Consider the following 17,266-nt stretch of genomic DNA (forward strand, 5'->3'; position numbering starts at 1 on the left):
GTCAGCCCTCGCCCTGCTCCTGCTGCCTGCGCCAGCGGATACCCGCGTCAACGAAGCCGTCAATGTCGCCGTCGAACACGGAGTCCGGGTTGCCGACCTCGTAGCCGGTCCTCAGGTCCTTGACCATCTGGTAGGGGTTGAGGACGTAGGAGCGCATCTGGTCCCCCCAGGAAGCCTTGACGTCCCCGGCCAGCTCCTTCTTCCTGGCGTCCTCCTCCTGCTGCTTGAGCAGCAGGAGGCGGGACTGGAGGACGCGCATGGCGGCAGCACGGTTCTGGATCTGGGACTTCTCATCCTGCATGGAGACCACCAGGCCCGTGGGCAGGTGAGTGATGCGCACGGCAGAGTCGGTGGTGTTGACGCTCTGGCCCCCGGGTCCGGAGGAGCGGAACACGTCCACACGGATATCTGACTCGGGGACGTCGATGTGGTCGGTAGACTCGATGAGCGGGATGACCTCCACCGCGGCAAAGGACGTCTGGCGGCGGCCCTGGTTGTCGAAGGGGCTGATGCGCACCAGGCGGTGGGTGCCGCCCTCCACGCTGAGCGTGCCGTAGGCGTAGGGGGCGTGGACCTCGAAGGTCACCGACTTCAGACCGGCCTCCTCCGCGTAGGAGGTGTTGAGGACCTTGACGCCGTAGTCGTGGCGCTCAGCCCAGCGGGTGTACATGCGCAGCAGCATCTCGGCGAAATCCGCCGCGTCCACGCCTCCGGCCCCGGAGCGGATGGTGACCACCGCGTCACGCTGGTCGTACTCCCCCGACAGCAGGGTGCGGATCTCCAGCTCGGCCAGGTCCGCGCTGATAGCGGCCAGGTCCGCCTCCGCCTCTGTGAGGATCTCCGCGGCGTCCTGGCCCGGCTCCTCACCGGCAAGCTCGACCATGGCCTCCAGGTCGTCGATACGCTCTCCCATCTTCTCCACACGAGCCAGGTCGGCCTGGGCATGGGACAGGGCGGAGGTCACCACCTGGGCGGCCTCCGGGTCGTCCCACAGGTCGGGAGCGGAGGCCTGCTCGGAGAGGTCCGCGATGCGTGCGCGCAGCTCCTCAGGGTCGCTGACCGCGGCGACAGAGGCGTAGGTGTGTCGAAGTCGTTCGATCTCGGAGGAGAAGTCAGTGGCCACGGAGGAAGTCTACGGCACCCCTCCTACCCGCCCCGGGCAGGCTGCCTCGGCCGCCCACGGGCAGGTCCCGGCCGGCGTCCTCGTCTCCGGTAGACGCGTGCGAGGCGACTCGCTGAGGTACAACGTCTCCTCCTGCACACGCTCCGCCTCCCTCACGGTCGGCGAGGTCGGGAGTCGGCGAGGTCGGGAAACGTCCTAGGACGTGTTGCGAGAGCCCGCTGGGGGTCTTCCCGCCCCTGACCGGGCCCACAGTGCTCCGCGAGACCCACCGCTTCCTCAAAGACGCACCGATTCCCACAGATGGCTGGCGTGCCAGTCGTCCTGTGAGGAATCGGTCCTGCTGTGAGGATAAGGACACCCCTGTAAGGAATCGGCAGGTCTCGCGAGGACTGCGCGCACCTGCGCCTTCTCCCACTGACGTCCCACGGCCTGTGACGCCTGCGGGCCTCAAGGCGGCCAGGGCAGCTAGGGCTGCGTGGTCACCCGCGCGGACCCCGTGGCCGTGATAGTCAGTCCCGCCTTGGGAAGAATTCCCCAGGGCGGGAGGAGCGGACGGGTGCGTGCCCTCAGTGTGACCACGGCCAGGGAGCCGTCCACCGCCTCAGCCGTGACAACCTGCACCCCGTCCAGCCCGGCTACCGCAGCCTGCGCCGCTACGTCAGCACGGGCGGCAGCCTCCACCCCCGCCGTGGTGATGACGACAGGCCCCTGACCCGCCGCTGCGCTACCCTCGGCGCCACTGGATGCCTCGCCGTCCTCATCTTCTGAGCCCCGGTGTCTCCTCTGGCTGCCTTCCCGGTAACCCTGGTAGTAGGACGTCTCCTCCACACCGCTGGCACCGGCGGCAGCGGCCGAGTCTGCCAGAGCGGTCAGCGTCTTGGTGTCGAGGTAGACAGCAGTGGCTGAGGTACCGACCAGCAGGAGCGCCAGGACAAGCACCACGGTCCCGACCCCTAGGACCAGGACCTGCCCGTGCTCCTGGTCGCGCAGGCGCCGCGACACCACCCCTGGCAGCACACCTGGCAGCACTCCCAGCAGCATCCACGGCGGTGTCCTCGGCGGTGTCCTCGGCGGTGTCCTCGGCGGTGTCCTCGGGCGGTGCGGGCGCAGCGACAGCACTCTCAATGGCTGGGTCGGGCGCACTACTCCTCCTGGTCCGCAAGACTGACGGAGCGCCGGGCCTCCACGGCCACGGCCTCATGGCCCAGGCCGACCGTCGCCAGGCCAGGCAGCGGCACACGGGCCTCCACGGTGACCACGACCCGCTCAGAGCAGTCGGACACGCAGCTCAGCGACAGGGCCGTAGCCGGGTCGGCATCTATCCCCTGGTCCGACAGGGCCAGCCCGGCTGCGACACGCGCCCGGCCGACCGCCTGCGAGGAGCCGTCCACCTCCAGGACCCGGCTGGCCGCATCGGCGGCGGAGACAACGGCGAAGGAGGCCGCCTGCACCTGGGCGAGCACCACCAGGAGGTAGACCAGAGGCAGCACGATGACCGCCGTCCAGCCAATGAACTCCACCGAGGCGCTGCCGCCTTCCCCCGCCGTCCCCGCTGGGGACCACGACAGGGGCTGCGACCCGCACCGCGACACGGACCGTGGCCCAGGCTGTACGGACTGCGACAGGCAGGAGGCCCGGATTCCAGGGACGCCCCGATAGCCTGCGGCGCGCCGCAACGGGTACAGGGCGCTCACCTCTGCTCCTCAGCTCCCACGAGGGAGGCTTCGTCAACAGCGTGCCCGGTCACGCCCACCACCCCTCCCGGTCCCACGAGGCCGAGGAGCGGCAGGGGTGCCGTCACCCTCACCTCCACGACCACGAGGTCATCGACCTGGTAACGGGTCATGGCGACCTCCTGGACGTAGCCCTCCGCCAGGGCGGAGTCCACCAGGCTGCGTACCCGCTGCTCCGCCTCCTGCCGCGTGCCGCCGACCAGGGCCGCTCGCCGCGCTCCCTCCCCGGCGGCGTCAGTGAGAACGTTACGCACGTGCAGCCCCAGGGCCAGCTGGAGCAACGAGGCCGCCACCGCCAGGACGAGCGCGCCCACCATGACGAAGTCGGTCACTGCCGAGCCGCTCTCGCCCGGCCGCCAGCAGCCGACCCACCGTCGAGGGCCGCTACAGCGTGCAGACGCCGGGAGGCAGCGACACGGCTCAGACCGCACCGGTGACCCGCCCGATCGCGTCGACAAAGACCTGGGTCAGGGTCGGTCCTGCCACGGCCCACAGCGCGACGACAAGCCCCGCAGTCATGAGGGTGACCAGCACCCAGCCGGGAACGTCGCCCCGCTCCGGGCCGCAGGGACCCGGGTCGTGGCCTCTCATCAGAAGGCGCCTGGCCAGGAGACGGACGATGCTGCTCATACGAGCTCCTCTCTCGCAAGGATCAGGGACAGTGAGGAACAAGGAAAAGTGAAGAACAGAGAAGAAACGGGGATGCACAGGGAGCAACAGGGACGGGGACGGGTACCGGCGGGGCAGTGGGCATCCTGGGCGCCCTTCGCGCCGGTGGCGGCGCCTCACAGGCCCAGCCTCAAGACAGCCACCCCGGGGAACAGGGCGAAGGCGACGGTGACCGGCAGGACCAGGAAGACCACGGGAACCATCTGGGCGATCTCCCGCTTGCCGCCCTCCTCCATCAGGTTGCGCCGAGCCGCCTCACGCACGTCCGTGGCCTGGGAGCGCAGCACCTGTGCCAGAGGCGTGCCCCGCTCCAGGGCGACAGCGACCGCCTCGCACAAGCGGGTGACGTGCAGCGAACCAACGCGCGCCTCCAGACGTTCCAGCGCCGTGGTCACCACAGTCCCGGAGCGCACGTCCGACAAGGTGTCAGCCAGCTCCTCGACCAGGTCCCCCTCCCCCAGGGCCACCACGCGCTCGATCGCGGAGACAGGTCCCTGGCCTGCACCGACAGCCAGGGCCAGCAGCTCGACGACGTCGGGCAGCTGGGCCTCGATACGACGACGTCTGCGCTCCACCGCCTGAGACAACCACCAGTCGCGCGCAGCGGCCCCGCCCACGCAGGCCAGGAGGGCCAGCACCAGGAGCGCGGGGACGCTGACCGGACGGGTCAGGGCCAGGAGGACACCCGCCCCTACCGTGGCGACGAGCCCGGCACACGCCCACACCAGCTGCTGGAGGCGCAGCTGCTCCACAGTGAGGGTGGAGCCGCTGCGAGCAAGGCGCGCGCGCACCGAGGCCGAGGAGGACCCCAGTGACTCCATCACGCCGCTGAGACCGACGAGTCGGCCCAGCAGGACGGCGCTGACCGTCTGGCCCCGGCCGTCGTGGTAGGCAGCGGGACGCAGCAGTCCTGAGGTCGCTGGCCGCTGGTGCACGTAGGGCTCCAGCCTCGCCATGAGGGTGGGGGTCCTGCGCCCGCAGGCGCTCAGGACGTACAGGGCGCCTGCGCCAGCCAGCGCCCCGGACACGCACCCAAGCAGAAGGTGGCTCATCGCAGTGTCCTCTCCTCCTCCGGCAGGCGTCCCAGCCTCAGCATGAGCCGATAGGCCAGGACCGACACCAGCCCCCCGACCAGGAGCACCATCGCCCCAGCCGAGGTGGCGTAGGCCGCCGCTGCCTGGGTCCGGGTCGACAGCAGGGCCAGGACAAGCCACGGGGCTGCCACGGCGACCCGGGCACCGTTGACGGTCCACGACTGACGGGCCTCCAGCTCACCACGGGTGCGCATGTCCTCACGCAGCATGCGCGACAGCGAGCGCAGGAGCGCCCCCAGGTCCGTTCCACCCACCTCGTGGGCCAGACGCAGGGCCTCCACAATCCGGTCCGCCACCGGGTCGGCAAAGCGGGCCTTGAGCAGGTCCAGGCAGTGGGTGAAGCGGGCCGTAGCCGCGTAGTCGGCGGCAAAAGCCTGGAACTGGGGCCGCACCGCCTCAGGGCCTCGCTGCCCCAGGTTGGCCAGTGCCTCGGGCAGGCTCATGCCCGCCCCCACCGCGGACACGAGGGTGTCCACCGCCTCCGGCCAGGTCTCGCGCAGCCTGGCCCTCCGGGAGCGGGCACGCGCGGAGACCAGCACCGTCGGCGCGGCCGAGCTGATGACCGCGAAGGCCACCGCGACCGGCCAGGCCCGGGAGGCCCCCAGGAATGCCAGGCCGACGGTGGCGCCCAGGACCAGGCTGCCGACCAGGAAGGTGGCGGGGCTGGTGCGCCCCGCACCCGCCTGGACCAGCAGGTCCGCCAGGTGCTGGGACCGTCGTGAGCGCCACCGGGGGACCTCGGAGGTGCAGGACAGCCACACCAGCACCACGCCCACGCCCGCCATGAGTCCCGCGACCGCCCCCATCAGGACCGTGCCCCCGTCACGGAGGGGACCCCAGGAGCCAGGAGAGAGGAGAGGTCGATCCCCTCCCGGGCGTAGCGCTGCTGGTTGGCGGGCGCCCCCGGCCCTCGCACCAGGACTCCCTGGGCGTCACGGTGATAGATGTCGGACAGCTCGACGACGCCGTTCTCCACCCGTCCGGACAGGCCAGCCACCTCCCGCACCGTGCGCCGCCCTCGGGTGTCCAGGTCCAGGTGCACCACCAGGTCCACGGCGGAGGCCACCGTAGGCAGCACGAAGCCGCTGGAGACGTTGTCCCCGGCCAGCAGGGGCAGTGTGCACAGCTTGACGACCGCCTCACGGGCCGAGTTGGCGTGGATCGTGCACATGGAGGGAAGCCCGGAGTTCATGGCGATGAGCAGGTCCAGGGCCTCCGCCTCGCGGACCTCGCCGACCAGCAGCCGGTCGGGACGCATGCGCAGTGCCTCCTTGACCAGGCGGCGCAGGGTGATCTCCCCCGTCCCCTCCAGGCTGGCGGGCCGGGTCTGCATGGCCACACAGTCCCTGTTGCCCAGGGCCAGCTCGAAGACCTCCTCACAGGTGATGACCCGCTGCCCTGCCGGGATCGCACCAGCCAGCGCCCGTACCATGGTGGTCTTGCCGGCCTGGGTGGCTCCGGAGACCAGGATGTTGAGCCCGGCCCGGACGGAGGCGTCGAGGAAGGCGGCCGCCTGGTTGGTCAGGGACCCTAGCCGGACCAGGTCCGAGACCCGCCACACCCTGGCCCCGTGCTTACGGATGTTGACGGCCCAGTGCCGGGAGGTGATCGGGGGGATGACGACGTGGAGGCGCTCTCCCCCGGGCAGCTGGGAGTCCACGAAAGGGGCCGACAGGTCCAGGCGGCGCCCCGAAGGGCGCAGCATCCGCTCCACCAGGACGTGGAGCTCCTCGCCGTCCAGGATCGTCGTGGTCAGCTCCGGCCTGCCCGAGCGGGCCACGAACACCCGCCCCGGGGCGTTGACCCAGATCTCCTCCACGGAGTCGTCGTCAAGGTAGCCCTGGAGCGGCCCCAGCCCAGCCAGGCGGTCCACGGCACGTGCCCGGGCCGCATCCGGGTCGACCAGGGGCGGGACAAGACCTGCGTCGGCCCGGCGCAGGTAGTCGGCGCAGGCCTCGGACACGAGGCCGTCCAGCCTCGCGGTATCCCTGGCCGGGTCGACGCCGCGGGTGCGGACGAGCTCGCGGATCTCGGTCAGCAGGAGGTCAGCAGCGTCCATGGGTGTCTCAGCCTCTCTGTCCAGGCTTGTGCCCGAGCCCGTGCCCGAGCCTGGTCTGTCCGGGGACAGCGGGCCGGGCAGGCCGCCCCGGCGACGGGTCACGCAGCCCACCCCGGCACAGCGCTTGCAGCGCAGCCAGCACAGCCAGTACGGGCACGGCGTCGCCGTCACCAGCAGACAATAGATCATCAGCACCCAGGGCACCACTCTTTATCCCGGCTTGTGGAAAATAATTGTCCCACCATGCACTGATCCGTGGGCACGCCCGGCAGGAGCAGGAGGCGGGCACAGAGCCGGCTCCGGGCGACCCGGAGCCCCCACCCGGGTGAGCACGCGGCGGCACTCGGCGCGCGCCACGCTCCTCGCCCCCTCCCTGCCGCTCGGGCGGGCGCAGGCGGTGCACGGCGGGTGCGCACAGGCTCGACGAGGCCGGAGCGGGCGGCTCCCGGCCAGTTCTGTATAGACTTCCCGGCGTGAGTGCGCACGATGGCAACGAGGGCAGGGTCTCGCTGCCCGGCGGCCTGGTGGTCGGGGCCGACGGCCTGGTCCGGCCCACGTGGGCGGCAGCCAGCCAGCTGGAGCAGGACTACTACGACCACGAGTGGGGCAATGAGGTCCACGACGAGTCGGGAGTGTTTGAGCGCCTGAGCCTGGAGGGGTTCCAGGCGGGGCTGAGCTGGGTGGTCATCCTGCGCAAGCGACCGCACTTCCGGGAGGTGTTCCACAACTTTGACCCGGAGAAAGTGGCTGCTTTTGACAGCTCAGATGTCGATCGTCTGGCGGCCGACCCGGGTATCGTGCGCAACCGTCGCAAGATCGAGGCCGTGGTCTCCAACGCGGCAGCGGTGCTGGAGCTGCGCACCGAGGGCGGCCTGAGCGCCCTGGTGTGGTCCTACCGTCCGTCCCAGCCTCACCGACCGCTCAGCGGCGAAGAGGTCCCGAGCACCTCGCCGGAGTCGGAGGCCTGCGCCAAGGAGCTGCGCCGCCGCGGGTTCCGGTTTGTCGGCCCTACCACCGTCTATGCCCTCATGCAGGCGATAGGCATCGTCAACGACCACGTGGTCGGCTCGCACCGCCGTCCGCACTGACACACGGCTCTTCCTGCCCCAGCCGGTGGCGCACGGGCGCGGCGGGCCGTGAGTACGCGGGCTGTCGCCTACGGTTGGGGCATGCCTGAGCCTCCGCAGTCACCAGACGCCCCAGAGGACGCCGCACCCGTCCCCGGGTCCGGTGAGGCCACTGCGAGCACCGAAAGCACCAAGAGCACTAGCAACCCTGGAAACAAGCCTGGAAACACTGTCACCACTGGAAACATCAAGAGCGTCAGGAAGACCACGGGGGGCGCCAGGACCCACGACTCCCCCGCCTCTCCCCCGCCCCGGGCACGTCCTGCCGCCCCCCGCTCGGCACTGGCGCTGGCGGCCTTGGCCACCGTGGCGGTCCCGAGCCTTCATCCTGCACGCCTGGCCCTGCCCCAGACCCGTACCTCCGTGCTTCAGGTAGTGGGCGTCATCGATACCAGGGGCCGCCACTGGGAGGTCATGGAGGCACTTGACGCCGCCGCCGGAGCGGCTTTGGAGGCAGAGGCGGAGATCCTGCGCCGCGTCGGAAAGGTGGCAGACTCCGGTCTGGTGTCCTTCGACGTCTCACGCGCAGCCGGGTCGCTGCGCAGCGACGAGGCGCACGTGCAGGTCCGCTCCCACATTGAGGGCCGCCCCGTCCAGATTCCCTCCCTACGTCCCGGGCCAGGGCTATCAGCAGGCCTGGGCAAGGCCCTGGGCGAGCTGCACGAGATCCCGACCTCGGTGGTGTCGGAGTCCGGCATGCCCGTCTACGACGCAGAGGAGGTGCGGGAGCGTTGGCTGGCTGTCCTGGACGACGCGGCTGCCACGGGCAAGGTGCCTCCGGCACTCCTAAGCAGGTGGGAGGAGGCGCTGGAGGAGACAGCGTTGTGGCGGTTCCGTCCCACGGTCGTCCACGGGGACCTGGCGGAGGAGAACATCCTGGCTGCGGGGGGCAGCGTCGTCGGGCTGCGGGGGTGGACCCAGGCGCACGTGGGAGACCCGGCGGAGGACATGGCCTGGGTCTACTCCACGGTCCCGGTAGACTGCCTGAGCTCCATCGAGGACGCCTACGACGTGGCCCGCAGCGAGGGCGTTGACAAGCACCTGCGTGACAGGGCCGAACTCGTCAGCGAGCTGAGCCTGGCCCGGTGGCTGCTGCACGGAACACGTGTCGGGGACCCTTCCGTGGTGGCAGACGCGGTGGATATGCTCAGGGACCTGGCCGCCCAGGTTGGGGACGAGCCGCTTGTCGAGCCGACGACCCCCCGGCTGGCCCCGGTGCCGGGAGAGAGGCAAGGCGCCGACCCGGATGCCTCCACCAGCCCAGTCACCATGGTCCCCGTGGACTCGCAGAAGGACTAGAGAGCCGGTCCGCACACTCCCCTATGCCGTGAGAGAAGGCGGTTCCAACCGCCTGATGAGCCAGTGACGAACGAATAAGGTCAGTACCTATGGTTGTGACTATGTCAGTGAAGAGCACAGCACACGCAGGACGGTCATGAGCAGGGGCAGCGACGTGCCTGTCGGGGGGAGCTCGGTCTGGGAGGACATCACCAGTGCCGTGGACGCCAGCCCTGCCCATCTGGCCATCCTCCCCTCCACCACGAAGCGGGGTCGTGACATCGCAGCCCGTCTGGGCCTGACCGAGAGCTCCACGCTGGGGGCGCTCCTCCACCACTGCGGCGGAATCCTGGTCGACCACGGCCGTCTACGGATCCTCGCCGCTGGCAGCGGGTCGCTGCCAGACGTCCTGACCGCCAGCAGGTCCCGCAGAGGTGTCCTGGTCGTGGGTCACGACGCCTTTGGCGGGCGCTTCGCCATCGACGCCGGAGGTCTGGGGGTCGGTCACGGCCAAGTCTGCTACTTCGGCCCGGACACGCTGCACTGGAGGGGTACAGGTATGAGTCACGGTGCCTTCGTGCGCTGGGCCATCGACGGCGGTAGCGAGAGCTTCTACGCCTCCTGGCGGTGGCGAGGGTGGGAGCAGGAGATCGGTGCGTTGCGCCTGAACCAGGCGCTGAGCACCCAGCCCCCTCTGTTCTCCCGCGAGGGGCGCAATATCAGCCTGACACGGCGCAAGCCTGTGCCCTTCGACAAGCTCGTCGCCTTCCTGGAGGAGTCAGCCCACCCGCGGGCAGGTAGCTAAGCTACGGCTGGGGCTGGCACAGGTGCCGGGGCCTGGCTCAGTACGCTGGCTGGAGCCAGGGTCGCCCCATCCTGCAGCCAGCCTGAGCGCCGCCCAGCTGGTTGCCAGCCCGCGCGGCGCTCAGCCAGCCTGCCCGCCGCCAGGCTCCCCGTCGCCAAGGGACAGGGCTGCTGCGATCTGGTCCAGGCCCAGCAGGTCGGCAGCCGCCAGCTCCTCGACGCTGCCGTCCTGGACGTAGACGTAGGCGGCTCGCACGCGCTCCACGCTCACGCCCTGCGACTGTGCCCACGCGTGGACGTAGACGCTGAGCTGGTCCGCTGCCACGCGTCGGCTCCCTGTCTTCCAGTCGACGACAAGCCACTCGGGCCCGGTGCTGCGCCTGAAGACGGCGTCGATACGGCACCGCAGGGTGGTTCCTGCCACCGTGAGCTCCAGGGCGGCCTCGGAGGCGGCCAGCACGTATCCCTCCAACAGCGGCAGCTCCTGGACAGTGGCCAGCCAGCGCTCCACCTGGACCCGGTCCTCGTCGCTGAGCGTGCGGGGAGCACCGACCTCCTCCAGGCTCAGCAGGCTGCCGCGCGCGGCCAGCTGACGGGAGACCATCTCGTGGAAGACGGTGCCCAGGCGTCCTGCCGCCTGCGGCTGGGCAGGCAGGGGTCTGCGCAGGTCCAGGGCGAAGGTTTCCGGCTCGTGCCTGAGCCGGTCCAGGCTGGTGGCGGCGAGGTGGGCCGGAAGACGCACACCGGGCGGTGCGCCAGCCACCTGGTCCCGCTCGGCCAGGAGAAGCCGCGCCTCCTGCCACCACCGCGTCACGACAGGATCCTCCCCCACCCGGTCCTCCGCCTGCGCGGCGGCGTCGCCCACGCTAGGGAAGACCCTACGGGAGGATGAGCTCGCAGGCGCCTGGGCCACCAGTGCCCCGGGGCGCGTCGAGCCCGCCTGGCGCACAGCCTGTGCGGCCGCGCGTCGCGCCCGGGCCACGGGGTCCTCGGGGTGGGTCTGGGGCCACGGGGCGGTGACCACCCGCTCCAGGAGCGGGTTGACGGCCTGAGGATCCGCCTCGGTCAGCCCCTCCCCGTAGGGCGTGACCAGGTCACGGCGTACCAGCTCGGCCAGGTAGCGGGACCGGGGACGCGGGGTCCTGCTCCTCCCGGACAGGTGGCTACCGGTCAGTAGGATGTCGTGACGGGCCCGGGTCAGGGCCACGTAGGCCAGACGACGCTCCTCAGCCAGGGTGTGGCGTCCCAGCGCCAGCCTGTAGCGCAAGAGTGCCTCCTTGACCTCCTCGACCTCCTCCTTGCCCACGGCCGAGGAGTCGTAGGCCGCCAGGTCAAAGGGAGGCAGGGTAGCGGCGTCGGCCCGCAGGGGGTAGGGGAGCTCCCCGACCCTGGTCATCCAGGACCACTCCGCTACCGACAGGTCCTCCTGGGGCCTGGCGGCGTAGCCGGGAAAGGTTCCCTCGCTCATGCCCACGACCGCGACGCAGTCCCACTCCAGCCCCTTGGAGGCGTGGATCGTGAGGACCTGGACAGCTCCGGGCTGCGGGTCGGTCTGAGGCGCTTCCAGGCCGTCCTCCTCCTCCTGTGCCACGTCCAGCCACTGGAGGAAGCCGGCCACCGTGGGGGCCTGCGTGTCCTCGACATAGCTGAGCGCGGCGGCCCGGAAGGCGTCCACGGCCCGCGCCCCCAGGGGGTTGGCAACCCTGGCGGCCACCTCGATGTCCAGGTCCAGGGCGCGCTCGGCGGCCTCGACGACCTCCGGCAGGGGCAGGGACAGCGCCGCACGGACACGGCGCACGGCGCGGGCCACCCGGTCACAGGCCTGGGCACCCGCAGGTGTCATGCCAGGTGGGGGGACGACAACGCCCTCGGCGTCAGCCCGGCGCGCGACGGCCTCAAGTGCCTCGGCCAGGAGGGGCTGGCTGCCCGGTGAGCGGGCACCCTCCCCGGGCTCCCCTCCTGCGTGCCCGGGACCGCGGTCTGGAGGGGTACCACGGCCCCCCCGGGCCAGGAAGCGGGCGCTGTCGGCCAGCGCCCGCAGGTCGCCGGCGCCCAGGCCCGCGCCTGTGAGGAGCCGCATGAGGCGGTCGCCGCGCTCGGGGTCGGCGGCCACGGTGATGACAGAGCGCATGTCGGCGACCTCAGGGAGGGTAAGCATGCCCCCTAGGCCCACGACCTGGTAAGGCACACCGCGAGCCTCCAGGGCCTCGGCAATGACCGGGAAGGCGGAGCGCACCCGGGCCAGGACCGCCAGCTGGGCCTGGGGGTGCCAGCGCTGCACCATGAAGTCGGCAACGGCGTGCGCCTCTGCCAGGGAGTCGGACAAGTAGGCCGCCGTGACCAGTCCCGGGGCGCTCTCACCGGGCCGTGGGCTCAGGGGCTCTACGGGAACGTGGGACACCTGCGCGTCACCGGGCTGGTTACTGGCGGCACGCAGCGGGGCGGAGACGGTATTGGCCGCGTCCAGGATGGCCAGGTCATTGCGCCAGGCGATGGACAGCGGGAGCACGGGGGCCGCCTGGTCCGGGCTGGCACCTGCCTGGACCTTGGCCCAGCCCTCGGGGTTGAAGGCCGGGTGGAAGGAGTCCAGCGCTGCTGCCGAGGCTCCGCGCCATCCGTAGATTGCCTGGTTCGGATCGCCCACGGCCGTCACGCCACCGTCGCGGAAAAGGGCGGACAAGAGCCGGATCTGGGCCACGGAGGTGTCCTGGAACTCGTCCAGGACGACGGCGGGAAACCGCGCCCGGACCTGGGCCACGACCTCAGGGGACTCCTGGGCGATCCGACAGGCCAGCGCGACCTGGTCCCCAAAGCTGACCAGGCCGTGGCGGCGCTTGTACTCCCGGTAGTCGGCCACGGCCTCCAGCATCCCCAGCCGGTCCCTGCCACGGGAGGCAGCCTCTCCGAGAGCCGACTTGAGCCCGCGCACCTCCGCCAGGCCTTCAAGGAGCCCAGTGAGGTCCTCCATCTGCTCCGCAGCCTGCTCCACAGTCAGCAGGTTCTCCGACAGGGCCGCGTCCAGACGCAGCAGGACCCGGGTGGCCGAGGCCAGCCGCTCCACCGGTAGCGGGCTGGTGCGGGCCTCCAGGAGGGAGGAGGCGATCTGCCAGGCGCGGGCGTCAGTGACCAGGATGGAGTCGGGGTCGGCTCCGACCCTCAGGCCGTAGTCGCGCACCAGGGAGCCGGCAAAGGCATTGTAGGTGGTCACGGTGGGCTCGGGGTCGTCGCCGTGGGCACCGAGCCCGCGCGAGGCTAACTGCTCCAGACGGGTGGACAGCCGTCCGGCCAGCTCGGCGGTGGCCTTGCGGGTAAAGGTCAGACCCAGCACCTGGTCAGGACGTACCTGGCCGCGGGCCACCAGGTAGACCACCCGCTGGGTCATGGTGGCAGTCTTACCGCTGCCGGCCCCGGCCACGACCAGCACCGGGGTCAGGGGGTGGGTGATCACCCGGGACTGCTGGGGGGTGGGCGCGGGCAGGTCCAGGACCTGGGCCAGCTCCTCCGGGCCAAGGGCACCGGGGCCGCTGCGGCTCTCCTGCTCGCTGCGGGCCGACGGTTCCCTCCGGGTCCAGAGCCGATCCTCCTGCGGGCTGCCCGCCGGGGCGCTCCTCACCGTCGCTCTGCCAGTCACTGCCAGGACCTCCGTCCCTCGGGACGGGCCGGACAGGAGTCCTTCACGGCGCACCACTGGCAGTGCCTGCCGCTGCGGGCCTGCAGGACGGAGCCGGAGGCCGCCACGGCTGCCCGGGCCACCAGGTCGGAGGCCCAGTCCTGGCCGTCGTCGGGGTCGGGGCTGGGCTCCAGGGCCGCGCCGCGCGGGGAGACCACCACACCGCCGTCCCGACGCGTCGGCGTCCTGCCCAGCATCACCAGCCCGGCCCCGACCACGTCGTAGCCGAGTGCCTCCAGGGCGAGCCGGTAGCTGGCCAGCTGGGGGTGGCGCGCGGCGTCGTCGGGTACCACCGCCCCGGTCTTGAGGTCCATGACCCGCACCCGGGTCCCGTCAACCCTGGGCAGAGGGGCGTGCGGAACATCTGAGCAGTCCTGGGCTCCAGCGTGTCCCGTGCCAGGAAGGTCGGCACCAGGGTGCTCGGTGTCCAGGTACTCGACCCGGTCGATCCGGCCGAGCAGGCGGACAGGGACCGACACCTCCTCCGAGTCGCCTGCCTCCCCCGGGTCGGGCGATCCGAGGGAGGCAGGCAGGTCGACACGCACGTCCACGCTCCTCTCCACACCTACCTGTCCGGGCACGCCGGACAGGTAGGTGTCCAGCCTGCCCACCATGTCGCGCACGCGCTGGGCAGCCAGGCCACCCAGCCAGGTGTCGGGGTAGCCCAGCTCCTCAAGGACTCCCTCGGTCAGCTCCGTCAAGGCCTGGCCTCGCAGGTTCCTGCGCTGGGCCTGCTCGGCAAGGTGGTGGATGAGGGTGCCCAGCGTCTGTGCCGCGCTCGCGCCGGGCCGCCCGCCCTGTCGGCTGAGGAACCACCGCAGAGGGCAGGCGGTGAGGGACTCGACGTCGGAGGGGCTGACCTGGACAACCTCCCCCGGCTCGACGAGGGGGGTCTCGCAGGTGGGTGTCCCCAGACCCGCCCAGGTGGCCGGGGAGGCCTCCTCCACCCCGGCTCCGGCAAGCGCGGCCAGCAGCCGAGCGGCCTGGTCGGCCCGTGAGCGCTCCTCAGGACTGGCCCCCTCTAGGTTTCCCACGGTAGCAGCCCGTCGCAGCTCGGCGACCAGGCCCCGCAGAGTCAGGTCCCCCACGTCCTCAGCAGGACGTGGGCCGTCAGGGCTGTCCCCCAGGTCGGAGCCTGCCGCCCGGGCCACCTCCAGGAAGAAGGACGAGGGGACGTGGTCGGCATCGGAGACCGCCGTGACTATCAGACGCCGCGACGCCCTGGTCAGGGAGCACAGGAGCATGCGGCGCTCGTCGGCACGCACCTGGTGGCGCGCACCTATCGGGTCCTCCTGGCCTACTGACCTCCCTTGCCCGTCCAGAGGCAGACGACCCGTGACCACGTCGACCAGCAGCCCGGAACGGGTCAGGGAGTCCCGTAACCGCAGATCGGGCCAGGAGTCGCGCACCAGGCCAGCCACCGCGACCACCTCCCACTGCCGCCCCGCTGCAGCCGCCGGGGTCAAGACGGCCACGCCCCCGGGACGGACTCCCTGGGGAGCCACGGAGTCGGAGGGCAGGACCTCGGCAGACAGCTCGGACAGGAACTCCTGAGCCGGGGCACCCGGGTTGCGCTCGCTCCACACCTCCGCCCGCTTGAACAAGGCTGTCACCACGTCCAGGTCGTGCTCGGCAGCCTGGGCCACTGCCGCCTCGGGACTGCCGGGCGGGCCCGAGGGGCGCAGGGCGGCAGACCGCCATATCTCGGCCCGACCGGAGGCGGACCAGACGGCCCACAGCAGGTCCTCAACACCAACGACTCTGCGAGGCTTACCGCCAGGGTCACCACCGGGCTCTCTACCAGGGTCATTCCCAGAATCGCTGTCGGTCTCGCCTACGTGCCCGCTGTCGGACTCATCTTCTGTCCCAGCATCTGTTCCGGCAACGACGCCGCTGACCGCGGCCACGACCTCAGAAGCGACGACGAGGAGCCCGGCCTGGGCGGACAGGGTAGTCCCGGCCAGCTCCTGGGCAACCTGCCGGGCGGAGTCCGGGCTGGCCAGGAGACGCAGGATCTCGCGGTCCGTCCCGTCCCCGGGCCGCCCCTGGAGCAGGTGCCTGCGCAGACGCCGCAGGTCGAGCGCGGTCAGGCCCACCAGAGGCCCGGTGAGCAGGTCCAGGGCAGCGGCGCGGTCCGCGAGGACGTCACCGGCTCCCAGCCTGCCATCCAGTCCCGCCCGGACGGTGGCGAGCAGGGCGGCGACGGCCGGCTCCTCCCTCAGGAGCACAGCAGGGGTGGAGGAGCCCACCGGGACCCCACGACGCCGCAGCTCACGCCCCATGGTGTCCGCCTGCTGCGCGGAGCGGACGACGACGGCCATCTGCTCCCAGGCGGTACCGTACTTGACATGCTCCTCCCTCAGCGTGCGAGCCAGGTGCGCGGCCTCCTGGGCGGGAGAGGAGGCCACCAGTGCCGTCACCCCGGAGGGGGATGGCTCCCGGGCGGTCGGGCAGCACTCCCTTGGCCCCTCGGGCGGGTCAGGAAGCAGATCAGGCAGAGTGGCCTGGAGGGCAGGCAGGTCAGGACGTCGGTGCCGGCCCGTGCCGGTCACCGGCAGCCGGGAGGCCTGGTCCTGCCACAGGCTGGCCAGGGTGGGCGTACCACGGTGGAGGGTGCGCAGCACCAGGCGCCGCGCGGCCAGCCCGGACCGGTCCTGCGCCTCCACCAAGAGGCTGGGCGAGCCACCGCGGAAGGTCTCCACGGCGACGTCGGGGTCTCCCAGGACCACCACCTGGGCGCGGCGCCCCCGAGCGTCAGGGCGGGCCAGGGCGCCCAGGAAGCGGGCGGTAGCAGCAGTGCAGTCCTGGTAGTCGTCCACGACGACCAGGTCAGGAACGGGACGGGGCTCGGTGACGCCGTCCAGGTCCCAGGTCTCCAGCGCCTCACCGGCACGGTCCTGCAGACGTACCGGGTCCATCTTGCGCACCTCAGCACGGCGCTGGGGGCTGGGCCGTCCCTGGGCATCCCAGACGTGCAGGAGGCGAGAGGCGGGCTGCCACAACGCCACCCCCAGGTCCTGGCCCAGCCGGGACAGGACCTCGGCGCTGACACCGAGCTCACCGCAGCGGGCCAGCAGGTTGCGCAGCTCGGAGCGGAAGGCCCGGGACCCCACTGCCTGCGGGGGCAGCCCGGGCCAGCTGATAGCGGTGACCATGGGGGCCAGGGCCGCGTCCTCCTCCGCCCCGGCCAGCAGGACGGGCGCAGGCAGGGGGTCCGCCCGCCGGGTCAGCGAGGTGGTCAGGACGGACAGCGCCAGGGAGGTCGGCGTGCGCACCCGGACCGTCCCGTCACCGTGGCCTCCGCCCAGCAGGTGAGCGGCCCGTGACCGCAGCGCGTCGGCCCGGGAGCGGGTGGGGGCGAGCAAGAGCGCGTCACGCCCGGCGGCCACCGCCCGCACCAGCACCGACAGGGCGAGGGTGGTCTTGCCGGTCCCCGGGGCACCCAGCACCACCACGTTGTCCCCGCCCGCCACGTGCTCCATGACGGCCTGGCCGGAGGCGTCCAGCGCAGGCAGACCCGGTTGCGGCAGCGGAGGCAGCAGGCGGAGGCGGTCGGGCTGGGCTGGCATGGGAACATCCCATCACGGAGTACCGACATGATTCGCAGGGGCACGACCGCAGGGGGCGACCCGCAGAAGCGATGTAGAGGGCAGGTGTCCGCGTGAGGCGAAAATGCCCAGGAGAAGGCCCAGTACCCGGGGTCCGGGCC

Annotated in this window: 14 protein-coding genes; 4 read left to right on the forward strand and 10 right to left on the reverse strand. The window is 71.6% G+C overall.

Going from position 1 to position 17,266, the window contains the following annotated elements:
- Window position 1: 1 nt before the first annotated feature.
- Window positions 2-1,123, reverse strand: a complete 1,122-nt coding sequence (gene prfB, locus D4740_RS04715) for a peptide chain release factor 2 (protein ID WP_119835789.1) — start codon at window positions 1,121-1,123, stop codon at window positions 2-4.
- On the opposite strand from prfB, the gene D4740_RS12690 reads away from it, so the two are divergent.
- A complete protein-coding gene (locus D4740_RS12690; protein ID WP_147392843.1) occupies window positions 1,116-1,322 on the forward strand; it encodes a hypothetical protein in 207 nt (68 codons plus the stop codon). The two genes, prfB and D4740_RS12690, sit on opposite strands and share 8 nt — an antisense overlap.
- A gap of 266 nt (window positions 1,323-1,588) precedes the next feature.
- Here the strand turns inward: D4740_RS12690 and D4740_RS04720 are convergent, their stop codons facing one another.
- The 7 genes from D4740_RS04720 to D4740_RS04750 form a co-directional block, all read right to left on the reverse strand.
- Window positions 1,589-2,164 (reverse strand): glycosyltransferase, encoded by a 576-nt coding sequence (locus D4740_RS04720; RefSeq protein ID WP_119835790.1) that lies wholly within the window; start codon window positions 2,162-2,164, stop codon window positions 1,589-1,591.
- Between the two features lie 101 nt (window positions 2,165-2,265).
- Window positions 2,266-2,817, reverse strand: coding sequence for a hypothetical protein (locus tag D4740_RS04725; protein WP_259390660.1), 552 nt, complete (start codon window positions 2,815-2,817; stop codon window positions 2,266-2,268).
- The gene (locus tag D4740_RS04730; RefSeq protein WP_259390661.1) at window positions 2,814-3,188 is read right to left on the reverse strand and encodes a TadE/TadG family type IV pilus assembly protein; all 375 of its coding nucleotides are present in this window, start codon (window positions 3,186-3,188) and stop codon (window positions 2,814-2,816) included. The genes D4740_RS04725 and D4740_RS04730 overlap by 4 nt, the downstream gene beginning before the upstream one ends.
- A gap of 88 nt (window positions 3,189-3,276) precedes the next feature.
- Window positions 3,277-3,486: a hypothetical protein gene (locus D4740_RS04735; RefSeq protein ID WP_119835792.1), complete on the reverse strand. Its 210-nt coding sequence runs from the start codon at window positions 3,484-3,486 to the stop codon at window positions 3,277-3,279.
- Between the two features lie 155 nt (window positions 3,487-3,641).
- Window positions 3,642-4,577: a type II secretion system F family protein gene (locus tag D4740_RS04740; RefSeq protein ID WP_119835793.1), complete on the reverse strand. Its 936-nt coding sequence runs from the start codon at window positions 4,575-4,577 to the stop codon at window positions 3,642-3,644.
- On the reverse strand, window positions 4,574-5,425 hold the full coding sequence (locus tag D4740_RS04745) for a type II secretion system F family protein (protein ID WP_119835794.1): 852 nt from the start codon (window positions 5,423-5,425) through the stop codon (window positions 4,574-4,576). The genes D4740_RS04740 and D4740_RS04745 overlap by 4 nt, the downstream gene beginning before the upstream one ends.
- Window positions 5,425-6,678, reverse strand: coding sequence for a CpaF family protein (locus D4740_RS04750; protein ID WP_119835795.1), 1,254 nt, complete (start codon window positions 6,676-6,678; stop codon window positions 5,425-5,427). Before D4740_RS04750 ends, D4740_RS04745 begins: the two co-directional genes overlap by 1 nt.
- 473 nt (window positions 6,679-7,151) lie before the next feature.
- Between D4740_RS04750 and D4740_RS04755 the strand changes: the two genes are divergently transcribed.
- From D4740_RS04755 to D4740_RS04765, 3 genes are all read left to right on the forward strand, one after another.
- Window positions 7,152-7,766, forward strand: a complete 615-nt coding sequence (locus D4740_RS04755) for a DNA-3-methyladenine glycosylase I (RefSeq protein WP_205570092.1) — start codon at window positions 7,152-7,154, stop codon at window positions 7,764-7,766.
- Between the two features lie 81 nt (window positions 7,767-7,847).
- Window positions 7,848-9,104, forward strand: coding sequence for a phosphotransferase (locus tag D4740_RS04760; protein ID WP_119835796.1), 1,257 nt, complete (start codon window positions 7,848-7,850; stop codon window positions 9,102-9,104).
- A gap of 136 nt (window positions 9,105-9,240) precedes the next feature.
- Window positions 9,241-9,888, forward strand: a complete 648-nt coding sequence (locus tag D4740_RS04765) for a DUF2625 family protein (RefSeq protein ID WP_119835797.1) — start codon at window positions 9,241-9,243, stop codon at window positions 9,886-9,888.
- 120 nt (window positions 9,889-10,008) lie between these two features.
- Here D4740_RS04765 and D4740_RS04770 read toward each other — a convergent pair whose 3' ends face one another.
- Window positions 10,009-13,518: an ATP-dependent DNA helicase gene (locus D4740_RS04770; RefSeq protein WP_259390662.1), complete on the reverse strand. Its 3,510-nt coding sequence runs from the start codon at window positions 13,516-13,518 to the stop codon at window positions 10,009-10,011.
- On the reverse strand, window positions 13,515-17,126 hold the full coding sequence (locus tag D4740_RS04775) for a UrvD/REP family ATP-dependent DNA helicase (RefSeq protein WP_119835798.1): 3,612 nt from the start codon (window positions 17,124-17,126) through the stop codon (window positions 13,515-13,517). The genes D4740_RS04770 and D4740_RS04775 overlap by 4 nt, the downstream gene beginning before the upstream one ends.
- Window positions 17,127-17,266: the final 140 nt, after the last annotated feature.

The organism is Actinomyces sp. 2119, assembly GCF_003591215.1.
Lineage (GTDB): Bacteria > Actinomycetota > Actinomycetes > Actinomycetales > Actinomycetaceae > Actinomyces > Actinomyces lilanjuaniae.